The organism is Pseudarthrobacter sp. S3, assembly GCF_050156905.1.
Lineage (GTDB): Bacteria > Actinomycetota > Actinomycetes > Actinomycetales > Micrococcaceae > Arthrobacter.
This window is the reverse complement of record NZ_CP189583.1, coordinates 1,770,740-1,791,263: the sequence shown is the minus strand read 5'-3', so window position 1 is coordinate 1,791,263 and position 20,524 is coordinate 1,770,740. Positions and strand designations below refer to the sequence as shown.

Sequence of the window (20,524 nt, the reverse complement as noted above, 5' to 3'; positions counted from 1 at the left end):
TGCTTGGCGAACTAGTTCGCTTCAACCTCCGGGGCCGCTACGGAACCGCGGGCGTCAAGGTCGCGAAGCTGGCCTTCAATGTAGGCCTTCAGGCGTGAGCGGTAGTCGCGTTCGAAGCCACGGAGCTGCTCTACCTTGCGTTCCAGGACGGAGCGCTGCTGCTCAAGGGCGCCGAGGATCTTCCGGGACTTCTCCTGGGCATCGTTGACAAGGCTGCTGGCCTCGATCTGGGCCTCGGCGATGATCTTGTCCTTCTGGGACTGACCGTCGGCGACGTGACGGTCATGCATCTGCTGCGCCATGGCGAGCAGTCCTGCAGCGGACTCGGCCGAAACCGAGCTCCCGGCGGCGGGCGCCGCAGCCGGAACGACTGCAACAGGTGCGGCCGGCTCGGCTTCCTTCTTCTTGGCAGCGTCGGGAGTTTTAGTCTCAACTCCAGCCTTCGCCGGAGACTCAACTTTGTCAGCCTTGACGGGGGCGGGAACCTTCTCGACCACGGGGGCGGACGCAGCCGAGCTGGCCGGCACGCCGGAACCTGATTCTGCAAGCTTCTTGCGGAGCTCGTCGTTCTCCTGGTTCAGGCGCCTGAGTTCCACAACGATCTCGTCCAGGAAGTCATCAACTTCATCCTGGTCGTAGCCTTCGCGGAACTTGGTCGGCTGAAAGCGCTTGTTGACAACGTCTTCTGGCGTCAAAGCCATCTGGTCACCTCATTGGTCTAGTTAGTCAGTAGGCCTTCCGGCCGTCAAAACTACGGTACCTAAATATTGTCTGGTTCCTCTAATTCAACACTGAGTGTCAAACCGGAGATTTCTTCGCAGCTCAGAGGGAGTTCCAATTCCAGGAACTCCGCCTGCTCTGCTAGGTCTTGTCGAAGATTACGCGAAACCCCTGGTGACCGCCATCGCGATGCTCACGCCGATGAACAGGACCAGAAACCCGAGGTCCAAGGTCACCCCTCCGAGCCTCAACGGCGGGATCAGCCTACGGAGCCCCTTCAGCGGCGGATCGGTGATCGAATACACAGTGTGGGCCACCACAAGGGCAATACCACGCGGACGCCATCCCTTGGCAAACATCTGGACCCAGTCGAAAACCAGCCGGATGATCAACGCCACGAAGAACAGCAAAAGGGCGATATAGACAAGTCCGAAAATAATTCCCATGACTTAACTCATATCTCCATGTCCATTCCCGATACCGCGGCGCCTTGCCAATGTTTCTTGTCTATTTCAGCACAGATGCCAGACAGGTGTACCTGTCTGGCATCCGGAATAAGCTCAGGGCTAACTTTGATTGAAGAAGCTGGCCTGGGTCTCGCTGACCTTTTTGTCATCGCCAATGACTTCAATGTAGGACGGCGACAGCAGGAAAACCTTGTTGGTGACGCGTTCGATGCTGCCCCGGAGGCCGAAAACCAGACCGGCCGAGAAATCGACGAGTCGCTTCGCGTCCGCTTCGCCCATGTCGGTCACGTTCATGATGACAGGAATGCCGTCCCGGTAACTCTCACCTATGAGCTTGGCGTCATTATAGGACCGTGGGTGGATCGTGGTGATCTGCCGAAGCCCGGACGGTTCTTCGCGGCTCGAGGCCGCACGCTTGATGGGGGTCACTGGTGCGCGGTATTCCTCTTCGGGGGCGTGAGATGGCTCGCGGCTGACATCGCGGACGGGTGCCGGTGCACGGCGTTCCTCGCGGTCAACTTCCATCGAATCGTCCTCGTCCTTACGTGTTGTGGTGTGCTCGGACTCGTAGTGTTCATCGCCATCGGCGAGCCCAAGATAGATCATTGTCTTGCGCAGAGCGCCGGCCATGGTCGACTCCTAATCGTGTCCGTAGGCGGGCCGCCCAATGACTTGACAGCCTTGAATCCCCCGCCACTCACTTCCTATGGTTTCGACGCTACCCCACGTCAGGACGCGATCCGAGAATATCCGAACCGATCCGCAGGTGTGTCGCACCGAAACGGATGGCCGCTTCCAGGTCCTGGCTCATGCCGGCCGAGATGGCCGTTGCGCCGGGATGCTCGGCCACTAAGCGCGCCGAGATGGCTGCCAGCTTTTCGAAGGCTGCCGCCGGGCCGGTACCCAACGGGGCGACGGCCATAACACCCGCCAGTTCCAGTCCTGCCGCGGCCGCCAACCGCTCCGCCAGGAGCGGCACCTCCGCCGCAGCCGCGCCGCCGCGGTGGGCGCCGGCGTCGTCGTCGAGGCTGACTTGGATGAAGCATTCCAGGGCTCCCCGGCCCGTCCGCTCCTGTTCCGCCGCAATGGCGCGCTCCAGGCCCTCCACCAGGGCCAGCCGGTCCACCGAATGGAGCGCGCGGGCATATTTGGCCACGGATTTCGCTTTTTTGCTCTGCAACTGCCCGACGAAGTGCCAGTTGAGGCCGAGGCCCGCCAGTTCGTCCGCCTTCGAAGAGGCTTCCTGATCCCGGTTCTCGCCGACGTCGCGGACGCCCAGCGCGGCGAGAAGCCTGATATCCGCGGCCGGGTGGAACTTGGTGACCACAATCAGCGTGGGCCGATCCCCTGCCCGGCCTGAATCCTGGAGGGCGGCTTCAATACGACGCTGCACGGCGCCGAGGCGTTCCGCCAGATCAGCCATCCGCGCCGGATCGTCCTCCACCACATCCTCATTCATGCGACCACACCAGTCCGGCAAAGCGCCCGGTGCGGCGGGACCTTCGGTAGGAGAAGAGTTCGTCGGACTCGAGCGTGCACGGGCCCGCATATTCAATGAAAACCCCGGCTGCTTCAAGCTGGCTTTTCGCCCCCGCCGGGAGATCAAGGGCCGGTGTGCCCCAGGATGTGGCGGCCCACGTTGCGGGTACCTGCTCTGCCACGTGGCCGCGCAGGTCGGCCGGCACTTCATAGCAACGTCCGCAGATTGACGGGCCCAGCCAGGCGCGGATGCCGGTGGCCCCGGCTGAGCGCATACGTGCCGCTGCCGCCGGGAGAATTCCGTTTTCTATCCCCGGCCGGCCTGCGTGAACGGCGGCGAGCACCGGACCGCCCGGCCCCTGACCCACCAGCACCGCGGGGATGCAGTCAGCCACCATGACCGCCAGCGGCAGTCCCCGCGACACCATGGCGTCGGCGGTCGCCGGCGGCGTGGCCGGCTCCATCATTTCAACGGACGTGCCGTGGACCTGTTCCATGAACCGGAGGGACCCACGGGTTATGCCGGCCGCGTTCTCCAACGCCTCGCGGCGCTGGAGAACGCGGCCGGCATTGTCGCCGACGTGCAGGGCGAGATTGCCGGCCTGGATGTCTGTAAACGCCACGCTTACGCCAGCAGAGACTTCGGCCCGCCAATAGAACAACCCGGGCCCTACTTCAGGAAGTCGGGGACATCCAGGTCATCGGCGCGGTTCCCCGAGAGGTCCGGCTCCACAACTGAGGGCAGGTCGACGTCGAAGCCTGAATCGGCGGGGACCACCGACGGGCGCTGCTGGCCCCAGTTGCTGAGGCCTGACGCACCAACGCCTGCGTGAACCGGCTGGACGTTATGCTGGTGGCTGCCACCCGACGTGGGCGCCTGGGCCGGAGCGGGGGCCGCTGCGGGCCGCTGCGGAGCAACCTGCGGCTGCGACTGGTCCATCGAAGGAGAGGTGGCCTTGACGTCGTCAAAACCAGCGGCAATGACCGTGACGCGGGCCTCGTCACCGAGTGCGTCGTCGATCACGGCACCGAAGATGATGTTGGCTTCCGGGTGGGCCACTTCCTGGACCAGGCGGGCAGCTTCGTTGATTTCGAACAAGCCGAGGTCGGAACCGCCCTGGATGGAGAGCAGGACACCGTGGGCGCCGTCGATGGAGGCTTCCAGCAACGGGGACGCGATAGCCAGTTCCGCGGCCTTCACCGCGCGGTCTTCGCCGCGGGCGGAGCCGATGCCCATGAGTGCGGAGCCGGCACCCTGCATGACCGACTTGACGTCCGCGAAGTCAAGGTTGATCAGGCCGGGAGTGGTAATGAGGTCCGTGATGCCCTGGACACCGGAGAGGAGCACCTGGTCAGCGGAGCGGAAAGCGTCCAGGACGGAGACGTTGCGGTCGCTGATGGACAGGAGGCGGTCGTTCGGGATCACGATCAGGGTGTCGACTTCGTCGCGCAGGGCGTCGATGCCGGCCTCGGCGGAGCCCGCACGGCGGCGGCCTTCGAAAGTGAACGGACGGGTAACAACGCCGATGGTCAGCGCACCCAAGGAGCGCGCGATGCGCGCAACGACGGGGGCGCCTCCGGTTCCGGTACCACCGCCTTCACCGGCGGTGACGAAGACCATGTCCGCGCCGCGGATGACCTCTTCGATTTCGTCGGCGTGGTCCTCCGCAGCCTGCTTGCCCACCTCGGGGTTGGCGCCTGCACCGAGTCCGCGTGTCAGTTCGCGTCCGACGTCGAGTTTGACATCGGCGTCGCTCATGAGCAGAGCCTGGGCATCTGTATTGATGGCGATGAATTCAACACCCCGGAGGCCGACCTCGATCATGCGGTTGACTGCGTTCACGCCACCGCCGCCGATGCCGACGACCTTGATGACGGCCAAGTAGTTCTGCGGAGCTGCCACGTTACGTGTCCCTTGTTCGTGTCCTATTGCGAAAACTGTGGAGTCGGGCTTGAAGCTCGAACCTTAACCTTCGAGTTGAAGGTTATAGTTATGTCAAGTAACTCATGTCTGGAACGCTATTTCCTATGGTTCAGACATTCAATAACCGGAGCCGCGTGTCGCGCGAATACCCGGTAAATAAAGCGGTCAGCGCGTCACCGGATGCCGGGGCGCGCTCACATCGTACACACGGACGGGGTTCTTCGGGTCCGCGGGAACCTTGAGCAGGGCTTCGAGCACCTTGGCTTTGAGCTCCTTCTCCCCCGCATTCCCCCAAATAATGGTCTGGCCGTCCACCAATTTGAGCTCCACGGCATCCACCGACTGCGCGGACGCGTTGGACAGTCTCGACAGCACGTCCAGGGGGAGTGCACCGAGGACCGCTGCAGTGGCCTGAAAAAGGTCCTTGCCGATCGCTCCGGCGCCGCCGTCGATCACGGGCAAGGCAACCCCGGCCGGGTCCGCGGGGCTGGCCAGCACCACGCCGTCCACATCCACCAGCTGGTACTGCTCCCCCTGCTTGACAAGTGCCACCGGAACCCGCTCCAGCACCCGGACCACCAATCCTGACGGCGGCCGCGCCTGGGTTGAGACGGATTTAATCTGAACGAGGGGCGCCAGGAGGCGGCTGACCTCCTCATCGCTGATCTGGGGCAGGGGCTTGCCCTTCAGCGGTTCCAGTGCGGCCTGGACCTGCGCCGTCGTGACGAGCTGCGTCCCGGACACCGATACAGTGCCTACGGCAAGGACCGGCGAGAAGATTGCGGCGGCCAGCAGCGCGCAGACCAGCGCCAGGACAACGCCCAGCGTCACCAGGATGTTCCGTTTGCGGCGTTTTCCGGGCGGCTCCGGGAATACCAGCACATTGTCAGCGCCTGCCGGTGCCTTCTCAGGGCCCGCTGGCACCTCTTCCGCTGACCGCTTGCGGCCAGCGGCCTGCACTCTTATGCGGCCAGGCGAAGAGGGCGTATCCGCTTCCGGGGCGCTTTTGGACGCCGAGATGACCTCCGGTTCCGCTGGCGCGGGTGGCTGCCGCCTGCCCGGTGAAGCGTAGGTGGGCCGGCGCGGACTACCCACCGAGTGCCTGCACTACCTGCGGCCCGAAAGCCGTCACGTCCCCTGCCCCGACGGTCAGGATGATGTCGCCGGGACCGGCCACGTCCGTAAGGGCAGCGACCGCTTTGCCCGACTCCACCAGCCGTCCGCCGGCGGCCAGATGTTCGACGATGAGCTGGCTGGTGACGCCCGGGATGGGATCTTCGCGCGCGGGGTAGATGTCCAGGACCAGAGCGGTATCCGCAAGGTTCAACGCTGCCGCGAACTCCGTGGCAAACGCCCTGGTGCGGGAGAACAGGTGCGGCTGGAACAGGACATGGACGCGGTGCCCGCCTGCCACGGACCGGGCAGCCGTCAGGGCGGCCCGGACCTCGGTGGGATGGTGGGCATAGTCGTCATAGACGCGCACGCCGCGCACCTCCCCTTTCAGTTCAAAGCGCCGGGAAGCGCCCGAGAAGTGCGCCAGGGCACCTGCGGCAGCTTCGGCGTCGACCCCCAGCTCCAGCGCAACGGCTACGGCGGCGGCGGCGTTCAGCGCGTTGTGACGGCCCGGGACCTGCAGGTTTAGGGCGAACCGTCCGGCGGGTGAGGAGACCGCCACATCCCCCGGGCCGCCGTCGTGCAGTACCAGATCCGACCCGCCCGAGGTGCCGTACAACACCACCCGGGTATTGCCGCGCGCGAGCGTTCGCTCTGCGAGGGCCGCTGCGCCCGCGTCATCGGCGCAGGCAATCAGGACCCCGCCGGCCGGGAGCAGCGCCGTAAAGCGGTCGAAGGACTCGTAGACGGCCTCGGCAGTGCCGTAGTGGTCCAGATGGTCGGGCTCGACATTGGTAACCACGGCAATCCTGGGCCTGTAGTTCAGGAAGGACCCGTCGGATTCGTCCGCTTCGGCCACAAAGACCGCTGAGGTGCCGTGGGCGGCATTGACGCCGAGCGCAGGCACGTTGGCGCCAATGGCAAACGACGGATCCACCCCGGCACCCTGGAGCAGGACGGTGATCATGGAGGTGGTGGTGGACTTTCCATGAGTACCTGCCACAGTCACCACGAGGTCGTCCCCCATGGTGGCCGCCAGCGCCTCCGAACGGTGCAGCACCGGCAGGCCAGCCGCCCGCGCGGCCACGAGTTCGGGGTTGTCCGCACGGATCGCCGAGCCGGCCACCACGGTCTGGGCATCGCCCAGGTTGGCTGCGGCGTATCCCACCGCGATCCTCGCGCCGGCAGCTGCCAGCTCCGCCATGACCGGAAGGTCCTTCGCGTCCGATCCGCTGACGGCGACCCCGCGGGCGACCATAATGCGGGCCACAGCGGACATTCCCACCCCGCCGATGCCGATGAAATGGACGCGGCCCAGGGACTCCTGGCTGCGGATGCTTGCGGGGTTCATGCGGATACCGCTTCCAGGACAAGATCAGCCATGCGCTGATCGGCGTTTCTGATGCCAAGGCGTCGCGAGCTTGCGGCCATGGTGGCAAGGCGTCCGGGGTCGGTGACCAGGGGGATCAGATGGCTCGCCACCCACTTCGCGGTGAAGTCCTTATCCGGGACCAGAAGTGCGCCGCCGGCGTTCACGAGCCCCTCCGCGTTGAGTGCCTGTTCGCCGTTGCCGATTGGCAGCGGGACAAAGACCGCAGGAACTCCGACGGCGGCCACTTCGCAGACGGTGGCTGCGCCGGACCGCGCAAGCAGCACGTCCGCGGCGGCGTACACCTGTTCCATGCCGTCCACGTATTCCACCTGCCGGTAGCCCGGTACAGCGAGGGGCGCGCCGTCCGGCCCCAAAACCGGCTTGCCGCGGCCGGTGATGTGGAAGGTCTGGATTCCTGCCGCGCCAAGGTCCTGGACGGCGGCGGCCACCCCACGGTTGATGCTTTGGGCCCCGGAGGAACCGCCGGTCACAATCAGGGTGGGCATGGTGGGATCCAGGCCCAGGGCTACGCGGGCGGCGGCCCGGGCAGCGTCCCGGTCCAGGCTGGAGATTTCGGTCCGCATGGGCATGCCCACATGGCGGGCGTGGCGCAGGCGCGTGGTGACGAACGCGGTGGCCACGTGACGTGTCAGGAACGATCCCACCCGGTTGGCCAGGCCTGGCCTGGTATTGGCTTCGTGGATCACGATGGGGATTCCCCGGCGCCGGGCAGCGAGGTACAGCGGTGTGCAGACGTAGCCGCCGACACCCACCAGGACGTCGGCCGAGGCTTCATCGAGGATACGTCCGGACTGCCTGACCGCCCCGGCCAGCCGTGCAGGCAGCCTGAGCAAATCAACGGAAGGTTTCCGCGGAAACGGCACCCGGTCGATGGTGGCCAGTTCCAGGCCGGCGGCGGGCACCAGCCGGTTTTCCATGCCGGCAGGTGTGCCCACGGCGAGCAGCCTAACACCGGGCGCAGCCGCACGCAGGGCGGCCGCGATAGCGAGCAGTGGGCTGATGTGGCCGGCGGTTCCGCCGCCCGCCAGGACAATGGACAGGTTCTGGGAAGTCATCTGGAGCTACGAACGCTTTCTTGCTGTTGTTTTGGCGCCGGCGGTTTTATTGCGGCCGGCCGTGTTGGTGCCAGTTGTTTTGCGGCCGGCAACTGTTCGGCCAGGGGCTCCGCCGGCCTTCCGGGCGCCGAAATTGAGCAGTTTCTTCGGCCGGAGGGCCAGCGCCATCTGAGCGCGGGCGAGCGACAACACCACTCCCACGGCGCAGAGCGACATCAGAAGTGCCGAACCGCCGTAGGAAATGAACGGCAGCGGCACGCCGATCACAGGCATCAGCCCTGTCACCACGGCCATGTTGACCGTGGCCTGCCCCAGCAGCCAAACCATGATGGTGCCCGCCAGCACCCGGTGGAACATATCTTCCTGAGCCACCACGACGCGGTAGATGGCAGCCCCGAGGATTGCAAAGAGGACAAGCACGACGACGGTGCCCACGAGGCCGAGTTCCTCGCCGATAATGGCGAAAATGAAGTCGTTGTGGGCTTCCGGGATCCAGCTGTACTTCTGCCGGCTCTGGCCGAGGCCGACGCCGAACCAGCCTCCGGAAGCGAGCCCGTAGAGCCCGTTGGTGGCCTGGTAATTGGCGTCAATGCCGTCGGCACAGGACTGGCCGGTCCACCACGAGGTGATGCGGCACATGCGGTTTGAACTGGTGATGGCCATGACAGCTGTGCCTGCTGCGGCCGCCAGGGCAGCGAATCCGAACAGGTACAGCGGTACGCCGGCGAAGAAGAGGGCGGCGGCGGTGATCATCATGATGATCATGGCTGTCCCCAGGTCATTGCCCAGCAGGACCAGGGCGATCACCGCACCCGCCAGCGGCACGGCCGGGATCAGCACGTGGAGCCAGCGCCGCAGCAGCTTCCCTTTCCTGGCCAGGACTGTGGCCATCCACAGAGCCAGTGTCAGCTTGGACGCCTCGGACGGCTGGAAGGTGATGCCGCCGAGGTCGATCCAGTTCTTGTTTCCGTTGACTTCGTCACCGATCAGCTGCACCAGGACCAGGAGGAGAAGGGCCACGCCCAGGCCGGGCCAAGCCAGGCGCTTTAGCCAGACCACGTTGATCCGCGAGAGGACAAACATGGTGAAAATGCCGATGGCCGCGAACATACCCTGCTTGAGGGCGTCGCCGTACGGCGATTTTCCGGCAGCGATGGATTCGACGCTTGAGGCCGACAGCACCATCATGATGCCGATTGCGGTCAGGGCCAGCGTGGAACCGAGGATCAGGTAGTACGTTGAGCCGTTCTTGGAAGTACCGGTTCCTTCCAGCATTGACCAGAAGGCCCGGTACATGCCCCGGATCCGGTCCGGCAGGGTGATGGTGGACTTTATGGGCGAAGCGGGTTTCCCGGAGTGCGGCCGGGAGTCCGGCGACCGGGTGGGCGTGCTGACCATTGTTACTCCTCGCCGGTCTGGGCCTGCCCTTCCACCAGCTCGCGGACAGCGTCAATAAAGGCGTCGCCGCGGTGAGCATAGGAAGAGAACTGATCCATGGAAGCAGCTGCCGGGGCCATCAGCACGGTGTCGCCTGATGCAGCCAGCTGCGCCGCTGACGCAACGGCCCGGGACATCACGGCTGCACCGGAATCCGGCGAGCTGCCTGTGATGGCCCCGCCCGTTGCGGCAGTCTGCATATTTTCAGTGTCGCCCGCCGGCGTCGTGATCACGGGGACATCGGGCGCGTGTCGCTGCAAGGCGTCCGCCAGGGCGGCGGTATCCGTGCCGATGAGCACCACGGCCTTGAGCCGGGCCGCATTGTCCCGGACGAGATGGTCGTAGCTGACGCCCTTGGACAGGCCGCCCGCGATCCAGATGACGTTCTCAAAGGTGGCCAGTGAAGCTGCCGCTGCGTGTGGGTTGGTGGCCTTGGAATCGTTGACCCAGAGCACGCCGTTCTGCTTGGCGACAGGCTGGATGCGATGGTTGCCGGGCACGTAGTCCTGGATTCCCTGGCGCACTGCCTTCGCATCCACACCGTAGGCCCGGACCAAGGCCGCCGCCGCAAGGGCGTTGGCCACCATGTGCCGGGGCGCAAACTGGCCCAAGTCGCTCATCGAGGCCAGCTCGGCTGCGCTGTCCTTGCGTTCCTCGATAAACGCACGGTCCACCAGCAGGCCCTCAACCACGCCGAGCATGCTGATGGCCGGGGTGAGCGTCGTGACCCCGACCGCACGGCAGCCCTCGATGACGTCGGCGTCTTCAACCATCCGTTCGGTCTCGATCTGCTCCGCGTTGAAGATGCACGCCTTCTGGGTCCGCGCGTAGACCTTTGCTTTGTCCGCGAGGTAAGAATTGTAGGATCCATGCCAGTCAACGTGGTCCTCGGCAACATTCAGGCAGACGCTGGCCACCGGCGACAGCGATTCAGCCCAGTGCAGCTGGAAACTGGAAAGTTCAACGGCGAAGGCGTCGTACTCCACGGGGTCGCGAAGGGCATCCAGGATAGGGGTGCCCACGTTGCCGACCGCGATGGCCTTAAGTCCGGCAGCCTGCAACATCGACGCGGTCAGGCCCACCGTGGTGGTTTTGCCGTTGGTGCCGGTGATGGTCAGCCAGTCAGCGGTTTTGTGCCCGGCCCGGACGCGCAGGCGCCAGGCAAGCTCGACGTCGCCCCAGACCGGAATGTGCGCGCGTGCCGCGGCTGCCAGGAGCGCCTGGTCGGGACGCCAGCCCGGGGAGGTCACGATGAGTTCGGGGAAGCCTCCATCGATTTTGGGGATCCGGTTTACGGCCTCCTCGCCCAGTAGCACGTCCACGGCACCGACGATCTTCAGGGTGTCGGCCTGTGCCCTGGCTGTATCGCTGGTGGCGGCATCAACCACCACCACCCGGGCCCCGAGTTCGATGAGGGTATCTGCAGCAGCGAACCCGGACACTCCGATGCCGGTCACTGCAACGCGCAGCCCTGCCCAATCCGAATCCCAACTGACCAGGTTTTGCAGGCGGGGAGAAACAGTCACAGGAGCACAACCCATTCAGCGTAGAAGACACCCAGGCCCACGGCCACAAAGAGCCCGCCCAGGATCCAGAACCGGACCACCACCGTGACTTCTGCCCAGCCCTTGAGCTCGAAGTGGTGCTGCAGCGGAGCCATCTTGAAGACGCGTTTCCCGCCGGTGGCCTTGAAGTAGCCCACCTGGATAATCACGGACAGCGTGATCAGGACGAACAGGCCGCCGATGATTCCCAGCAACAGTTCCGTGCGGGACAAGATGGCAAAGCCGGCGATCGCGCCGCCGATGGCCAATGACCCGGTGTCGCCCATAAAGATCTTCGCCGGGGACGTGTTCCACCAGAGGAACCCCACTAAGGCTGCGCTAAGGATAGCGGCCAGGAGCGCCAGGTCCAGGGGGTCCCGGACGGAGTAGCAGCCGCTGCCGGTCTCGCGCGGTGACCCGCAGCCCTGGTTGTTCTGCCAGATTCCCATCAGCGTGTAGGCACCGAATACCATGACCGACGCACCGGCCGCTAGCCCGTCCAGTCCGTCAGTGAGGTTCACGCCGTTGGTCGCAGCGGTGACAATCAGGTTGGACCACAACACAAAGAGGATTGCACCGACTACCGTGCCGGCGAAGGCCAGGTCCAGCCAGGGAATGTCACGGACCAGGGAAATTTTGGTCGAGGCCGGCGTCAGGCCGTCCGGATCGGGAAAGTTCAGTGCCAGGATAGCGAAGGCTATGCCCACGGCGGCCTGGAGGATGAGCTTGGCCTTCGCGTCGAGGCCAAGGCTCCGCTGCCGCGAGATCTTGATGAAATCGTCCAGGAAGCCCACCAGCCCCATGCCGACCATCAGGAACAACAGGATCAGGGCCGAGGCGGAGGGGCCTCCTGAATCCGGGTTAATCATCCACATAATCAGGTGGGTCAGGCCATAGCTGAGCAGGACCGCGCCCACCACCACGGTGCCGCCCATGGTGGGAGTACCGCGTTTAGTGTGGTGGGAGGTGGGTCCGTCATCACGAATGAATTGGCCGTAGCTCTTGCGGACAAGCAAGCGGATAAACAGCGGCGTTCCCACCAAGGCAAACAGCAGGGCAAGTCCTGCGCCGATCAAGAGTGCAATCACAGCAGTTCGCTCCCTTCATCGGTGGGTTCGGTGGATTGTGGGGGTAATGCTATCCGATCGCCAAGGTGCCGCAGTCCAACGCTGTTGGACGACTTGAAAAGCACCAGGTCGCCGGGTTGAAGCTCAGCGTTCAGAAGCGCGTAGGCGTCCTCGGCGGTTTCGGCAAATACGCATTCGTCGCCCCAGGAACCCTCCTGGACGGCGGAAACGTAAAGTGCGCGGGCTTCGCGGCCGACGACGACCAGCCGGGAAATGTTCAGGCGGACCACCTGGGTGCCCACAACGGTGTGTTCACGGATTGAATCAGGTCCCAGTTCCAGCATGGCGCCCAGGACCGCCCAGGTGCGGCGTCCGCGGCCCAGGTCGGCCAGGGTGCGCAGGGCCGCCCGCATGGACTCCGGGTTCGCGTTGTAGGCGTCGTTGATTACGGTCACCCCGTCAGCACGTTCCGTGCGTTCCATCCGCCAACGGCTTGCCGCTGACTGTGCGCTCAGCGATGCGGCGATGTCCTTGCCGGGAACTCCGGCCGCGTGCGCGGCAGCTGCTGCGGCGAGGAGGTTGCCTGTGTGGTGGGCGCCAATGAGGCGGCTGCTGACGTGCACGCCTGTTTCACCGCCGGGCAGGACGAGCTCGAATTCCGGGTTGCCCTGGGCGTTAGTATCCGGATTCAGGGCCCGAACGGTCGCGTCAGGGCGCCCTTCGGCCGAGAAGCCCAGCACGCTGGCGCCGGTGCGGCTGCGCATGGCAGCGACGCGGTCGTCGTCGAGGTTGATGATGGCAGTGCTGCCGGCCGCGAGGGCCTCCACCAGCTCGCCCTTGGCCCGGGCAATGTTGTCCACGCCGCCGAACTCTCCGGCGTGGGCAGTGCCGATGCCTAGGACGACGCCGATGTCAGGCTTCACCATGTTGGCCAGGTAGCGGATGTGCCCGATGCCCGTGGCGCCCATCTCGATCACCAGATACCGCGTTTGGGTGTCGGCCCGGAAGACCGTCAGGGGCACGCCCACCTCGCCGTTGTAGGACCCTTGCGGGGCAACGGTGGCGCCCTGCTCTGTGAGGATGCCGGCGAGGAGGTCCTTAGTGGTGGTTTTACCGGCGGAACCGGTGATCCCAATGACGGTCAGGGCATCGCTTGCAGCAGACCGGGCCAGCCGGATCCGACGTACCGCTTCGGATGCCAGTGCGCCCATGGCCAGCACGACATCATCGACCAGGACGGCCGGATAGTTAACGCCATCCGGCCCTGTCACGGGGCGCTCAGCCAGAACCAGCACCGCGCCGCGGCTGACGGCCGCGGCAACGAAGTCGTGGCCGTCGGCGTGCTCGCCGGGTTTCGCCACGTACAAGGACCCAGGGGCAGCCTCCCGCGAATCAGTGACCACTGACAGGGGTGTAATCCCCGGATCGGCGTCCAGGCGGCCGTGTGTGATTTCGGCGATTTCCGCCGCAGTAAGTGCAATCATCTCGGTCTAGGACTCTATCCGGTCGTCTCGAAGAACGGTGAATCCCCTGGCTGTCAAGGCGTTCCGCAGTTCCACCCGGTCGTCGAGCGCCAGGTTGACGCCCTTGACTTCCTGCCAGACCTCGTGCCCCCGGCCTGCCACCAGAATGGTGTCGCTTGGACCTGCCAGTTCAACGGCCCGTCGGATGGCGGCGTCGCGGGGATAAACCTCTTCGATGACACACCCTGGTGATTCCTGTTCGCGGGCTGGCCGTGCGCCCGCCAGCACATCTGCCCTGATGGCCGCAGGGTCCTCATCGTGGGGGTCGTCATCCGTGACGATGACGATGTCGGCCATCTTCGCGGCGACGGCGCCCATGGCTGGTCGCTTGCCCTGGTCGCGCTGTCCTGTGGCTCCGAAAACCACAATCACCCGGGAGCCGGGAAGCGGTGACCTGACTGCTTCCAGTGCGCGTGCCAGGGCATCAGTGTTGTGGGCGAAGTCCACTACAGCCGCCGGTTCCTCGGAGACGAGCTGCATGCGTCCCGGAACGGCCACGGTGAAAGGGTCGTGGTGGTCCAGGCCAGCCTGCACCGTGGTGGCGTCCATTCCGCTGGCGATGACCATTACCGTGGCCAGCGCGGCGTTCGCGACGTTGAAAGCGCCGGGCAGGCCGGTGTGTACATTCAGGGTGACGCCCTCGGGTCCCTCAAGGCTGAAGTCGGTACCCAACCCCCGCGCGGCAGTGGCGGTGACCGTCCAGTCGGTGGGAGCTGCGCCGGGTGCCATCGAGAGTGTGGTGACCGGGATCGGTGCCGTGGCGGCAAGCCTGCGGCCCCATTCGTCGTCGACCGTCACCACAGCCCTGCGGGCACGGCCCCGGGTGAACAGTTCCGCCTTCGTGGCGAAGTAGTCCTCCATGGTGCCGTGCAGGTCCAGATGGTCCTGCGTCAGGTTCGTAAAACCGGCAACGTCGAAGAGCACACCGTCCACCCGCTGGAAGGATACGGCGTGGGAGGAAACTTCCATGGAGGCGGCGTCCAGCCCCCGTTCCCGCATGAGGGCGAGCAAGCCGTGAAGATCCGGTGACTCGGGTGTGGTCAGGAGGCTGGGAACCGGCTCTCCGCCGGCCAGGATTTCGATGGTTCCGATCAGGCCGGTCTGCTGCCCGAGCGCACGGAGGAGGGCGTTAATGAAGTACGTGGTAGTGGTCTTGCCGTTGGTTCCCGTCACACCGTACAAGCGCGGCGTCCGCCCGGCTGTTGGCTGGCTCTGGTAGATCATGGCGGACAGCGGCCCCACCACGTTGCGCGGTCCGTCCACCACGAGGACGGGAACGGCAGTGTCCCCTGACAGCGCGAGAAGGCGGGCGCCGGCGGCGTCGGTCAGGACTGCCACCGCTCCCCTGCCGACCGCCTGCGAAACGAAGTCGGCGCCATGGCGGGCGGCACCGGGCAGCGCCACATAGAGGTCTCCCGGTTCCACGGTTCGCGAGTTCAGTGAAATTCCCATGACGCTGACGGCAGCGGAGGCACCCGGGACATGCACACCGATCGCGTCTCCGATCGCGTCCAGGCGGACCGCAGCAACGGCCGTAGGCCTGAACCGCGCGGGGGCTGGTTCCCCTGCCGGCCCCGCGTTGTTGGCTGATGCGTTCTGGTCTGACAAGGGAATCTCCGATGGTGGTGCTAGTGGATCATGCCCGCGGGAAACTGCTTCCACTGCGGGCATTCGGGGAACTGCTGCCTGGCTTGATGCTACTTGGCGTACTGCGGCAACCTGGCCGGTTCACCCGTGGACGGCTGGACGTTGTAGGTGCGCAGGGCCTGGCTCATGACCGAACGGAACACCGGCCCCTGCGTGATGCCGTAGATGCTGCCCTTCGGACGCTGCAGTACCACCTCAACAATAAACCGCGGGTCGTCCATCGGTGCCATCCCCACGATGGAAGCGGTGTAGCCGCAGAACCCTGACTTCCCGTCGTCGCACGGAGATTCAGACGTTCCGGTCTTTGCCCCCACCCGGTACCCGTCGATCGCGGCGTCCTTGATCTGACCTTCGGTCACCGCGCTTTCCAGGATGTCCTGGACCTGTTGCGCCGTGCCGTCAGACACCACCTGGCGGGAAGGCTGCGGGGCAACCGCCTCTTCTGTTCCGTCCGGGGACACATACGCATCAATCAGGCGCGGCTGGAGCATCACACCATTGTTGGCGATCGTCTGGAAAGCGCGGACCGTCTGCAGCGTCGACTGCGCCACGCCCTGGCCGAAAAGCACTGTGTACTCCTGGCGGCCGTCCCATTGGTCGGCCGGGGTAAGAATGCCGGCCGCGGTGGCGGGCAGCCCGATGTCCGGCGCTTCGCCGATACCGAATTTCTTCAGCCAGTCGTGCCTTTGGTCCTTGGTGAGCCGGGAGCCGGCCGCCACGGTGCCGGTGTTCATGGACCAGCCCAGGATGCCCGCGAGCGTGCGCTCTTCTGTGCCATGGGTAAAGGAGTCCGTGAACGTCTGGCCGTCCACGGTGTACGACGGGCCGAGCGTGAAGGTGTCCAGCGGGCTGGATTTTCCTTCCTCAATCAGGGCGGCCGCGGTGATCATCTTCTGGACCGATCCGGGCTCATACGCAGCAGTCACGGAGCGCACACCGCGGTCCTTGGCGGCCACCCGGCCTGGATCGTTCGGGTCCGGCGCATTGGTGTCGGCCATCGCGATCAGGTTGCCGGTCTTGGCATCCATCACGATGATGACACCCCACTCGGCACCGAGCTTGTCCGACTGGCTCTGGATGGCTTGCTGGGCGAAATACTGGAGATCGGAATTGAGGGTGAGCTTGACGTCCTTGCCGTTTTCCGGGGGTGTCAGCTCATCGACGCCGACGGGAATCCGAAGACCGTCCGCGCCGATCTCGAAAAGCCGCTTGCCGTCCTTGCCCCGCAGCAGCCCATCCTGGGTCTGTTCGATCCCCGCCTGGCCGGTACTTCCGTCCTGGAGGAAGCCGATAATGCCACCGGCCACGGAACCGTTGGGGTATACGCGTTTACTGACGCCCTCGGTGACGATGCCGGGAATACTAAGATCCGAGACCCTGAGCTCAACGTCCGGTTTCAGGTCCTTAGCGACGATGTGGTATTTAGATTCACCCGTCACGGCGTTCCTGAGGTCTTCAGTGTCCATGCCCAGGACAGCCGCGAGTTCGCTGATGCCCTGCTCCCGGCTGACTTCAACCAGCTTGTCGGCGCCTTCCTCCAGGCGCCAGAACTTATCGGTCTTTGTGTTGGTGGTCTGGTCCACCACAATGTTGTAGCGGATCACGCTGTTTGCCAGGACCGTCCCGGCTGCGTCCAGGATGCTGCCGCGTTCGGCAGGGAGCGAAGTCGCGCGCATTCGGTAATCGAGCGCAGCGGCGGCCATCCCGCCGACGTCGAGCCCCTGGACGAAGAAGAGCTTGCCGCCCACCACCAACAGCAGCGTCAGCATAATGCCTAGGCCGAGGCGCAGCCGTTTTGTGGCGTTAGGGGCCATACCGCTTTTTGCCTTGCCGGTCCTCTGCGCCACCGTGATTCCCTTGCTGCTCGCCATTATTGCCTGTTTAATGCCTGACTGGCTGTCCTTCAGCGGCTACCGGTTAGAGCCCGGGCGCCTTCTGTTCGGGCGCCGGTACCGAACCGCCGTGGAGCTCCACGGCAGGTGCCGGCGGAGCGGGTGCTTCAACCGGCGGGGCTGCCGCGGCAGGTGCCGGTTCTTCGGTAGCAGGTTTACGGTTCGCCAGCGGCTCCCCGGACGTTGCCGGGGGAACCACAATGAGCATTCCCTCGACGGCCGGGGCGGGGATGACCGCTCCAGCCGCGCCACCCTTCACAGCCGGAGTTGCCTTGCCCGTAACGGCAAGGGTGGAGAGATCGATCTGGCCTTTAACCGTCGAAGCGACCATTCCCAGGTCTGAGGCCTTGGCTGCCAGGTTCTGGGGAGCCTCGAAGCTTTGGACCTGCTGTGTCAGGTCCTGGTTCTGCTTGGTCAGCGTGCTCTGCTTACCCCTCAGTTCCACCAGCTGGTACTGGGAGGTAGAGACTGAGATGTTCAGGACCAGCACGGTGACGAGCGCAACGGCGAGCAGGGCGAAACACATGACGACAAACGGCGCCCGGCGCTTCTTGGGGGCGGAACGGACCACAGACAGAGGTGTGCGTTCCCGGCGGCCAGCGCCAGACGGAAGCGACCTGATCGCCGGGGCGCTGCTGCCGGAGACGACCGGAAAGTTCTTGACGGCGGCAGTGCTCATGCTTCGCTCCTGGCTCTGATACGTTCCACGGCCCGCAACCTGGCGGAGGCCGCGCGTGGATTTTCTGCAATCTCGACGGCGGTGGGCACCTCGGTGCCCTTGGTCAGGGTTTTGAGGAAGGCCTTGTGTTCCTCAAGTTCCACCGGAAATCCGAGCGGCGCGGAGGACTTGGACCCGGCCTGGAAAAATGACTTGACGATCTTGTCTTCGAGGGAGTGGTAGGACATGACCACGATGCGTCCGCCCAGTGCCGTTGCTTCCACGGCTGCCGGAACGGCGCGCTCCAGCACGTCCAGTTCCTCATTGACTTCGATGCGCAGTGCCTGGAATGTCCGTTTGGCGGGATGGCCGCCCGATTTGGCGGCTGCGGCCGGAACCACGGAGCGGATCTGTTCCACCAGTTCCCCCGTGCTGGCGAAAGGCTTGGCAGTCCTCGCCGCGACAATCCTGTTGGCGATCCGGCCAGCGAACTTCTCCTCGCCCCACTTCCGGATGATCCTGACGAGATCCTCTTCGCTGTAGTTGTTGACCACATCCGCTGCGGTCTGCCCGCGGCTGGTGTCCATCCGCATGTCCAGCGGAGCGTCGAAGGAGTAGGCGAAGCCACGCTCGCGCTCGTCCAGCTGCAGCGACGACACGCCCAGGTCCATGAGGATGCCGTGGACCTGCCCGACACCCAGGTCTTCGAGGACGTCGTCGATTTCGTCGTAGACGGCGTGGACCAGATCCGTCCGGGAAGCAAAGCGCCCCAGTCGATCCCCTGCCAGCGCCAGGGCTTCCTCGTCACGGTCGATGCCGATCAGGTGCAGATCAGGGAACCGCTCCAGCAGAGCTTCGGAGTGGCCGCCCATGCCGAGGGTCGCATCAATGGCGATCGGGGTTTCACCTCGGCGGCGGGCAGCTTCGAAGCCGGGGGCCAACAAATTAATGCACCGGTTCTTGAGGACCGGCACATGGCGTTCGGACGTTGGCTTCGGGTCATCGGTCATGCCTTCGTCCCTTCTTGCCGTGAGTGTTGGTGTGTAGCTTCTTGAGCCAGATCCCCATCCGCGCCTATCATCCTGCCGGCCTGGCTCCGGGGAAGTGAGGCCAGGTTGACTGTCTGATGGGCGGCTGGAGATCTCGTTCAAGAAGCGGTTCCGCCGGGCCGTTCAGGGGATCACAGGATTCCCGGAATGGCGTCGTCGGTTTCGGAGAAGGCGGTTTCCTTCTCCGCGAGGTACTCGTTCCAGGCCTGGGCATCCCAGATCTCGGCCCGGGTTCCTGCACCGATGACGGCCAGTTCCCTGCCGAGGCCTGCGTACTCCCGGAGCGTGGCCGGAATGGTTATGCGCCCCTGCTTGTCAGGTACCTCGTCAGAGGCTCCAGAGAGAAAGACGCGTATGTAGTCCCGGGCCTGCTTGGAGGAAATGGGCGCCTCCCGCATTTGCTCGTGGACACGTGCAAATTCCTGCTCACTGAAGACGTAAATGCAACGTTCCTGCCCCCTGGTGAGAACAAGTCCACTGGCAAGCTCCTCACGGAACTTCGCGGGGAGGATAATTCGGCCCTTTTCGTCCAGACGTGGCGAGTGTGTGCCCAGAAACACTGGCCCACCGCCTGTCTGCCGTCAGGAACTGCAATATCCCCTGTGTTGCAACTACCCTCTTATGTCCTCCACATTACTCCACTTTCCACCACAGTCAACGCGAATTGGGCCAATATTCCCCCTTTCAGGCCACTGTCCCCCAAATGGCGTGGGAGATGGAAGTGGAGGGTCCGTCGCCGTTTCGGCTGGAATCATAAGTGCCCGACGGCGGCGCCCTGCACCGTCAGGCTCAAAACGGGCCCAGCCGGCGCATCCGGCCGCCCATCCAAGGCCCGCAGCAGGGGTCGATTTGAGCGCGCAAAAGGGCACCGGCTACTACCTGCTGCGGTTAAACGCAGAAGGGCACCGGCTACTACCTGCTGCGGTTAAACGCAGAAGACCCGCCGTGGCGGGTCTTCTGCTGCGGTCATCCTGACCGCGGGGAGCGAAATGGAGGGCAGGCCGGAACCTACGGCCACGGCACCCGGCTTACAGGCGCTGCCTTAGGATTCGTCGCGGCGGCGCTCGTCCCAGCGCTCTTCCAGGCTGGACATAAATGAACTTCTTGGTTTTCCGGACTTACCTGTACCAGGTGCGGAGCGCTGCTTGCCGCCGGCAGCGCTGCGCATTGTGGCGAAGTACACACCGCCGCCCATAACTACGAAGCCCAGGACACCGACAAAGATGTTCTGGACTGTGACGCCGACCAGGAGCAGGGCGATGCCCGCAAGAGTGCAGAGCACACCAATCACGATGTGGCGGGTGGACCACGTTCGCCCGGGATCCGAACCCATGGAATTGGCGAATTTCGGATCGTCTTCGTGCAGCTGCTTCTCCAGCTGCTCCAGCAGCTTCTGTTCGTGCTCCGAGAGCGGCATCACGACCTCCTTAAGTAGGCCAACGTACGGGCTGGTCCCATCCCGTACTACTGCTTCGATAACGACCGGCATGGCCGGGAGGTTCCCGCCCCGCCGACGATGGCGGAAAGCGAACACCGGCATGCGGGGCTTCGGAACT

19 protein-coding genes are annotated in these 20,524 nt (G+C 64.8%); all 19 read right to left on the bottom strand.

Going from position 1 to position 20,524, the window contains the following annotated elements; genetic code table 11:
• Window positions 1-11: 11 nt before the first annotated feature.
• The 19 genes from ACQCSV_RS08645 to ACQCSV_RS08555 all read right to left on the bottom strand — a co-directional run bounded on the left by ACQCSV_RS08645 (window position 12) and on the right by ACQCSV_RS08555 (window position 20,385).
• Window positions 12-701, bottom strand: a complete 690-nt coding sequence (locus tag ACQCSV_RS08645) for a DivIVA domain-containing protein (protein WP_354154356.1) — start codon at window positions 699-701, stop codon at window positions 12-14.
• A gap of 177 nt (window positions 702-878) precedes the next feature.
• Window positions 879-1,166, bottom strand: a complete 288-nt coding sequence (locus ACQCSV_RS08640; protein ID WP_185263229.1) for a YggT family protein — start codon at window positions 1,164-1,166, stop codon at window positions 879-881.
• A 120-nt stretch (window positions 1,167-1,286) separates the two neighbouring features.
• Entirely contained in the window at window positions 1,287-1,817 is a 531-nt protein-coding gene (locus tag ACQCSV_RS08635; RefSeq protein ID WP_426939472.1) for a cell division protein SepF, read from the bottom strand.
• Window positions 1,818-1,905: 88 nt separating this feature from the next.
• Entirely contained in the window at window positions 1,906-2,646 is a 741-nt protein-coding gene (locus tag ACQCSV_RS08630; RefSeq protein ID WP_354222883.1) for a YggS family pyridoxal phosphate-dependent enzyme, read from the bottom strand.
• Window positions 2,639-3,328: a polyphenol oxidase family protein gene (locus tag ACQCSV_RS08625; protein WP_354222881.1), complete on the bottom strand. Its 690-nt coding sequence runs from the start codon at window positions 3,326-3,328 to the stop codon at window positions 2,639-2,641. The genes ACQCSV_RS08630 and ACQCSV_RS08625 overlap by 8 nt, the downstream gene beginning before the upstream one ends.
• Window positions 3,329-3,336: 8 nt before the next feature.
• Entirely contained in the window at window positions 3,337-4,569 is a 1,233-nt protein-coding gene (gene ftsZ / locus ACQCSV_RS08620) for a cell division protein FtsZ (protein WP_354222879.1), read from the bottom strand.
• 186 nt (window positions 4,570-4,755) lie between these two features.
• Window positions 4,756-5,685, bottom strand: a complete 930-nt coding sequence (locus ACQCSV_RS08615; protein WP_426939471.1) for a cell division protein FtsQ/DivIB — start codon at window positions 5,683-5,685, stop codon at window positions 4,756-4,758.
• Window positions 5,678-7,054 (bottom strand): UDP-N-acetylmuramate--L-alanine ligase, encoded by a 1,377-nt coding sequence (murC, locus tag ACQCSV_RS08610; RefSeq protein WP_426939470.1) that lies wholly within the window; start codon window positions 7,052-7,054, stop codon window positions 5,678-5,680. Before murC ends, ACQCSV_RS08615 begins: the two co-directional genes overlap by 8 nt.
• A complete protein-coding gene (gene murG, locus ACQCSV_RS08605) occupies window positions 7,051-8,151 on the bottom strand; it encodes an undecaprenyldiphospho-muramoylpentapeptide beta-N-acetylglucosaminyltransferase (RefSeq protein WP_354222875.1) in 1,101 nt (366 codons plus the stop codon). Before murG ends, murC begins: the two co-directional genes overlap by 4 nt.
• 6 nt (window positions 8,152-8,157) lie before the next feature.
• The gene (ftsW, locus tag ACQCSV_RS08600) at window positions 8,158-9,549 is read right to left on the bottom strand and encodes a putative lipid II flippase FtsW (protein ID WP_354222873.1); all 1,392 of its coding nucleotides are present in this window, start codon (window positions 9,547-9,549) and stop codon (window positions 8,158-8,160) included.
• A 2-nt stretch (window positions 9,550-9,551) separates the two neighbouring features.
• On the bottom strand, window positions 9,552-11,129 hold the full coding sequence (gene murD / locus ACQCSV_RS08595) for a UDP-N-acetylmuramoyl-L-alanine--D-glutamate ligase (RefSeq protein WP_354154365.1): 1,578 nt from the start codon (window positions 11,127-11,129) through the stop codon (window positions 9,552-9,554).
• Window positions 11,111-12,220: a phospho-N-acetylmuramoyl-pentapeptide-transferase gene (gene mraY / locus ACQCSV_RS08590; RefSeq protein WP_354154366.1), complete on the bottom strand. Its 1,110-nt coding sequence runs from the start codon at window positions 12,218-12,220 to the stop codon at window positions 11,111-11,113. Before mraY ends, murD begins: the two co-directional genes overlap by 19 nt.
• Window positions 12,217-13,683: a UDP-N-acetylmuramoyl-tripeptide--D-alanyl-D-alanine ligase gene (locus ACQCSV_RS08585; protein WP_354154367.1), complete on the bottom strand. Its 1,467-nt coding sequence runs from the start codon at window positions 13,681-13,683 to the stop codon at window positions 12,217-12,219. The genes mraY and ACQCSV_RS08585 overlap by 4 nt, the downstream gene beginning before the upstream one ends.
• Before the next feature lie 6 nt (window positions 13,684-13,689).
• A complete protein-coding gene (locus ACQCSV_RS08580) occupies window positions 13,690-15,330 on the bottom strand; it encodes a UDP-N-acetylmuramoyl-L-alanyl-D-glutamate--2,6-diaminopimelate ligase (protein WP_426939469.1) in 1,641 nt (546 codons plus the stop codon).
• Window positions 15,331-15,419: 89 nt separating this feature from the next.
• Window positions 15,420-17,216 carry a penicillin-binding protein 2 gene (locus tag ACQCSV_RS08575; RefSeq protein ID WP_354154418.1) on the bottom strand — a complete coding sequence of 599 codons (1,797 nt, stop codon included), beginning with the start codon at window positions 17,214-17,216 and terminating at the stop codon, window positions 15,420-15,422.
• A 70-nt stretch (window positions 17,217-17,286) separates the two neighbouring features.
• Window positions 17,287-17,940 (bottom strand): hypothetical protein, encoded by a 654-nt coding sequence (locus tag ACQCSV_RS08570; RefSeq protein ID WP_354222869.1) that lies wholly within the window; start codon window positions 17,938-17,940, stop codon window positions 17,287-17,289.
• Window positions 17,937-18,929 carry a 16S rRNA (cytosine(1402)-N(4))-methyltransferase RsmH gene (gene rsmH, locus ACQCSV_RS08565; protein ID WP_354160039.1) on the bottom strand — a complete coding sequence of 331 codons (993 nt, stop codon included), beginning with the start codon at window positions 18,927-18,929 and terminating at the stop codon, window positions 17,937-17,939. The genes ACQCSV_RS08570 and rsmH overlap by 4 nt, the downstream gene beginning before the upstream one ends.
• A gap of 170 nt (window positions 18,930-19,099) precedes the next feature.
• Window positions 19,100-19,528 (bottom strand): division/cell wall cluster transcriptional repressor MraZ, encoded by a 429-nt coding sequence (gene mraZ / locus ACQCSV_RS08560; RefSeq protein WP_354154370.1) that lies wholly within the window; start codon window positions 19,526-19,528, stop codon window positions 19,100-19,102.
• A gap of 482 nt (window positions 19,529-20,010) precedes the next feature.
• A complete protein-coding gene (locus ACQCSV_RS08555; protein ID WP_354154371.1) occupies window positions 20,011-20,385 on the bottom strand; it encodes a DUF3040 domain-containing protein in 375 nt (124 codons plus the stop codon).
• Window positions 20,386-20,524 lie beyond the last annotated feature (139 nt).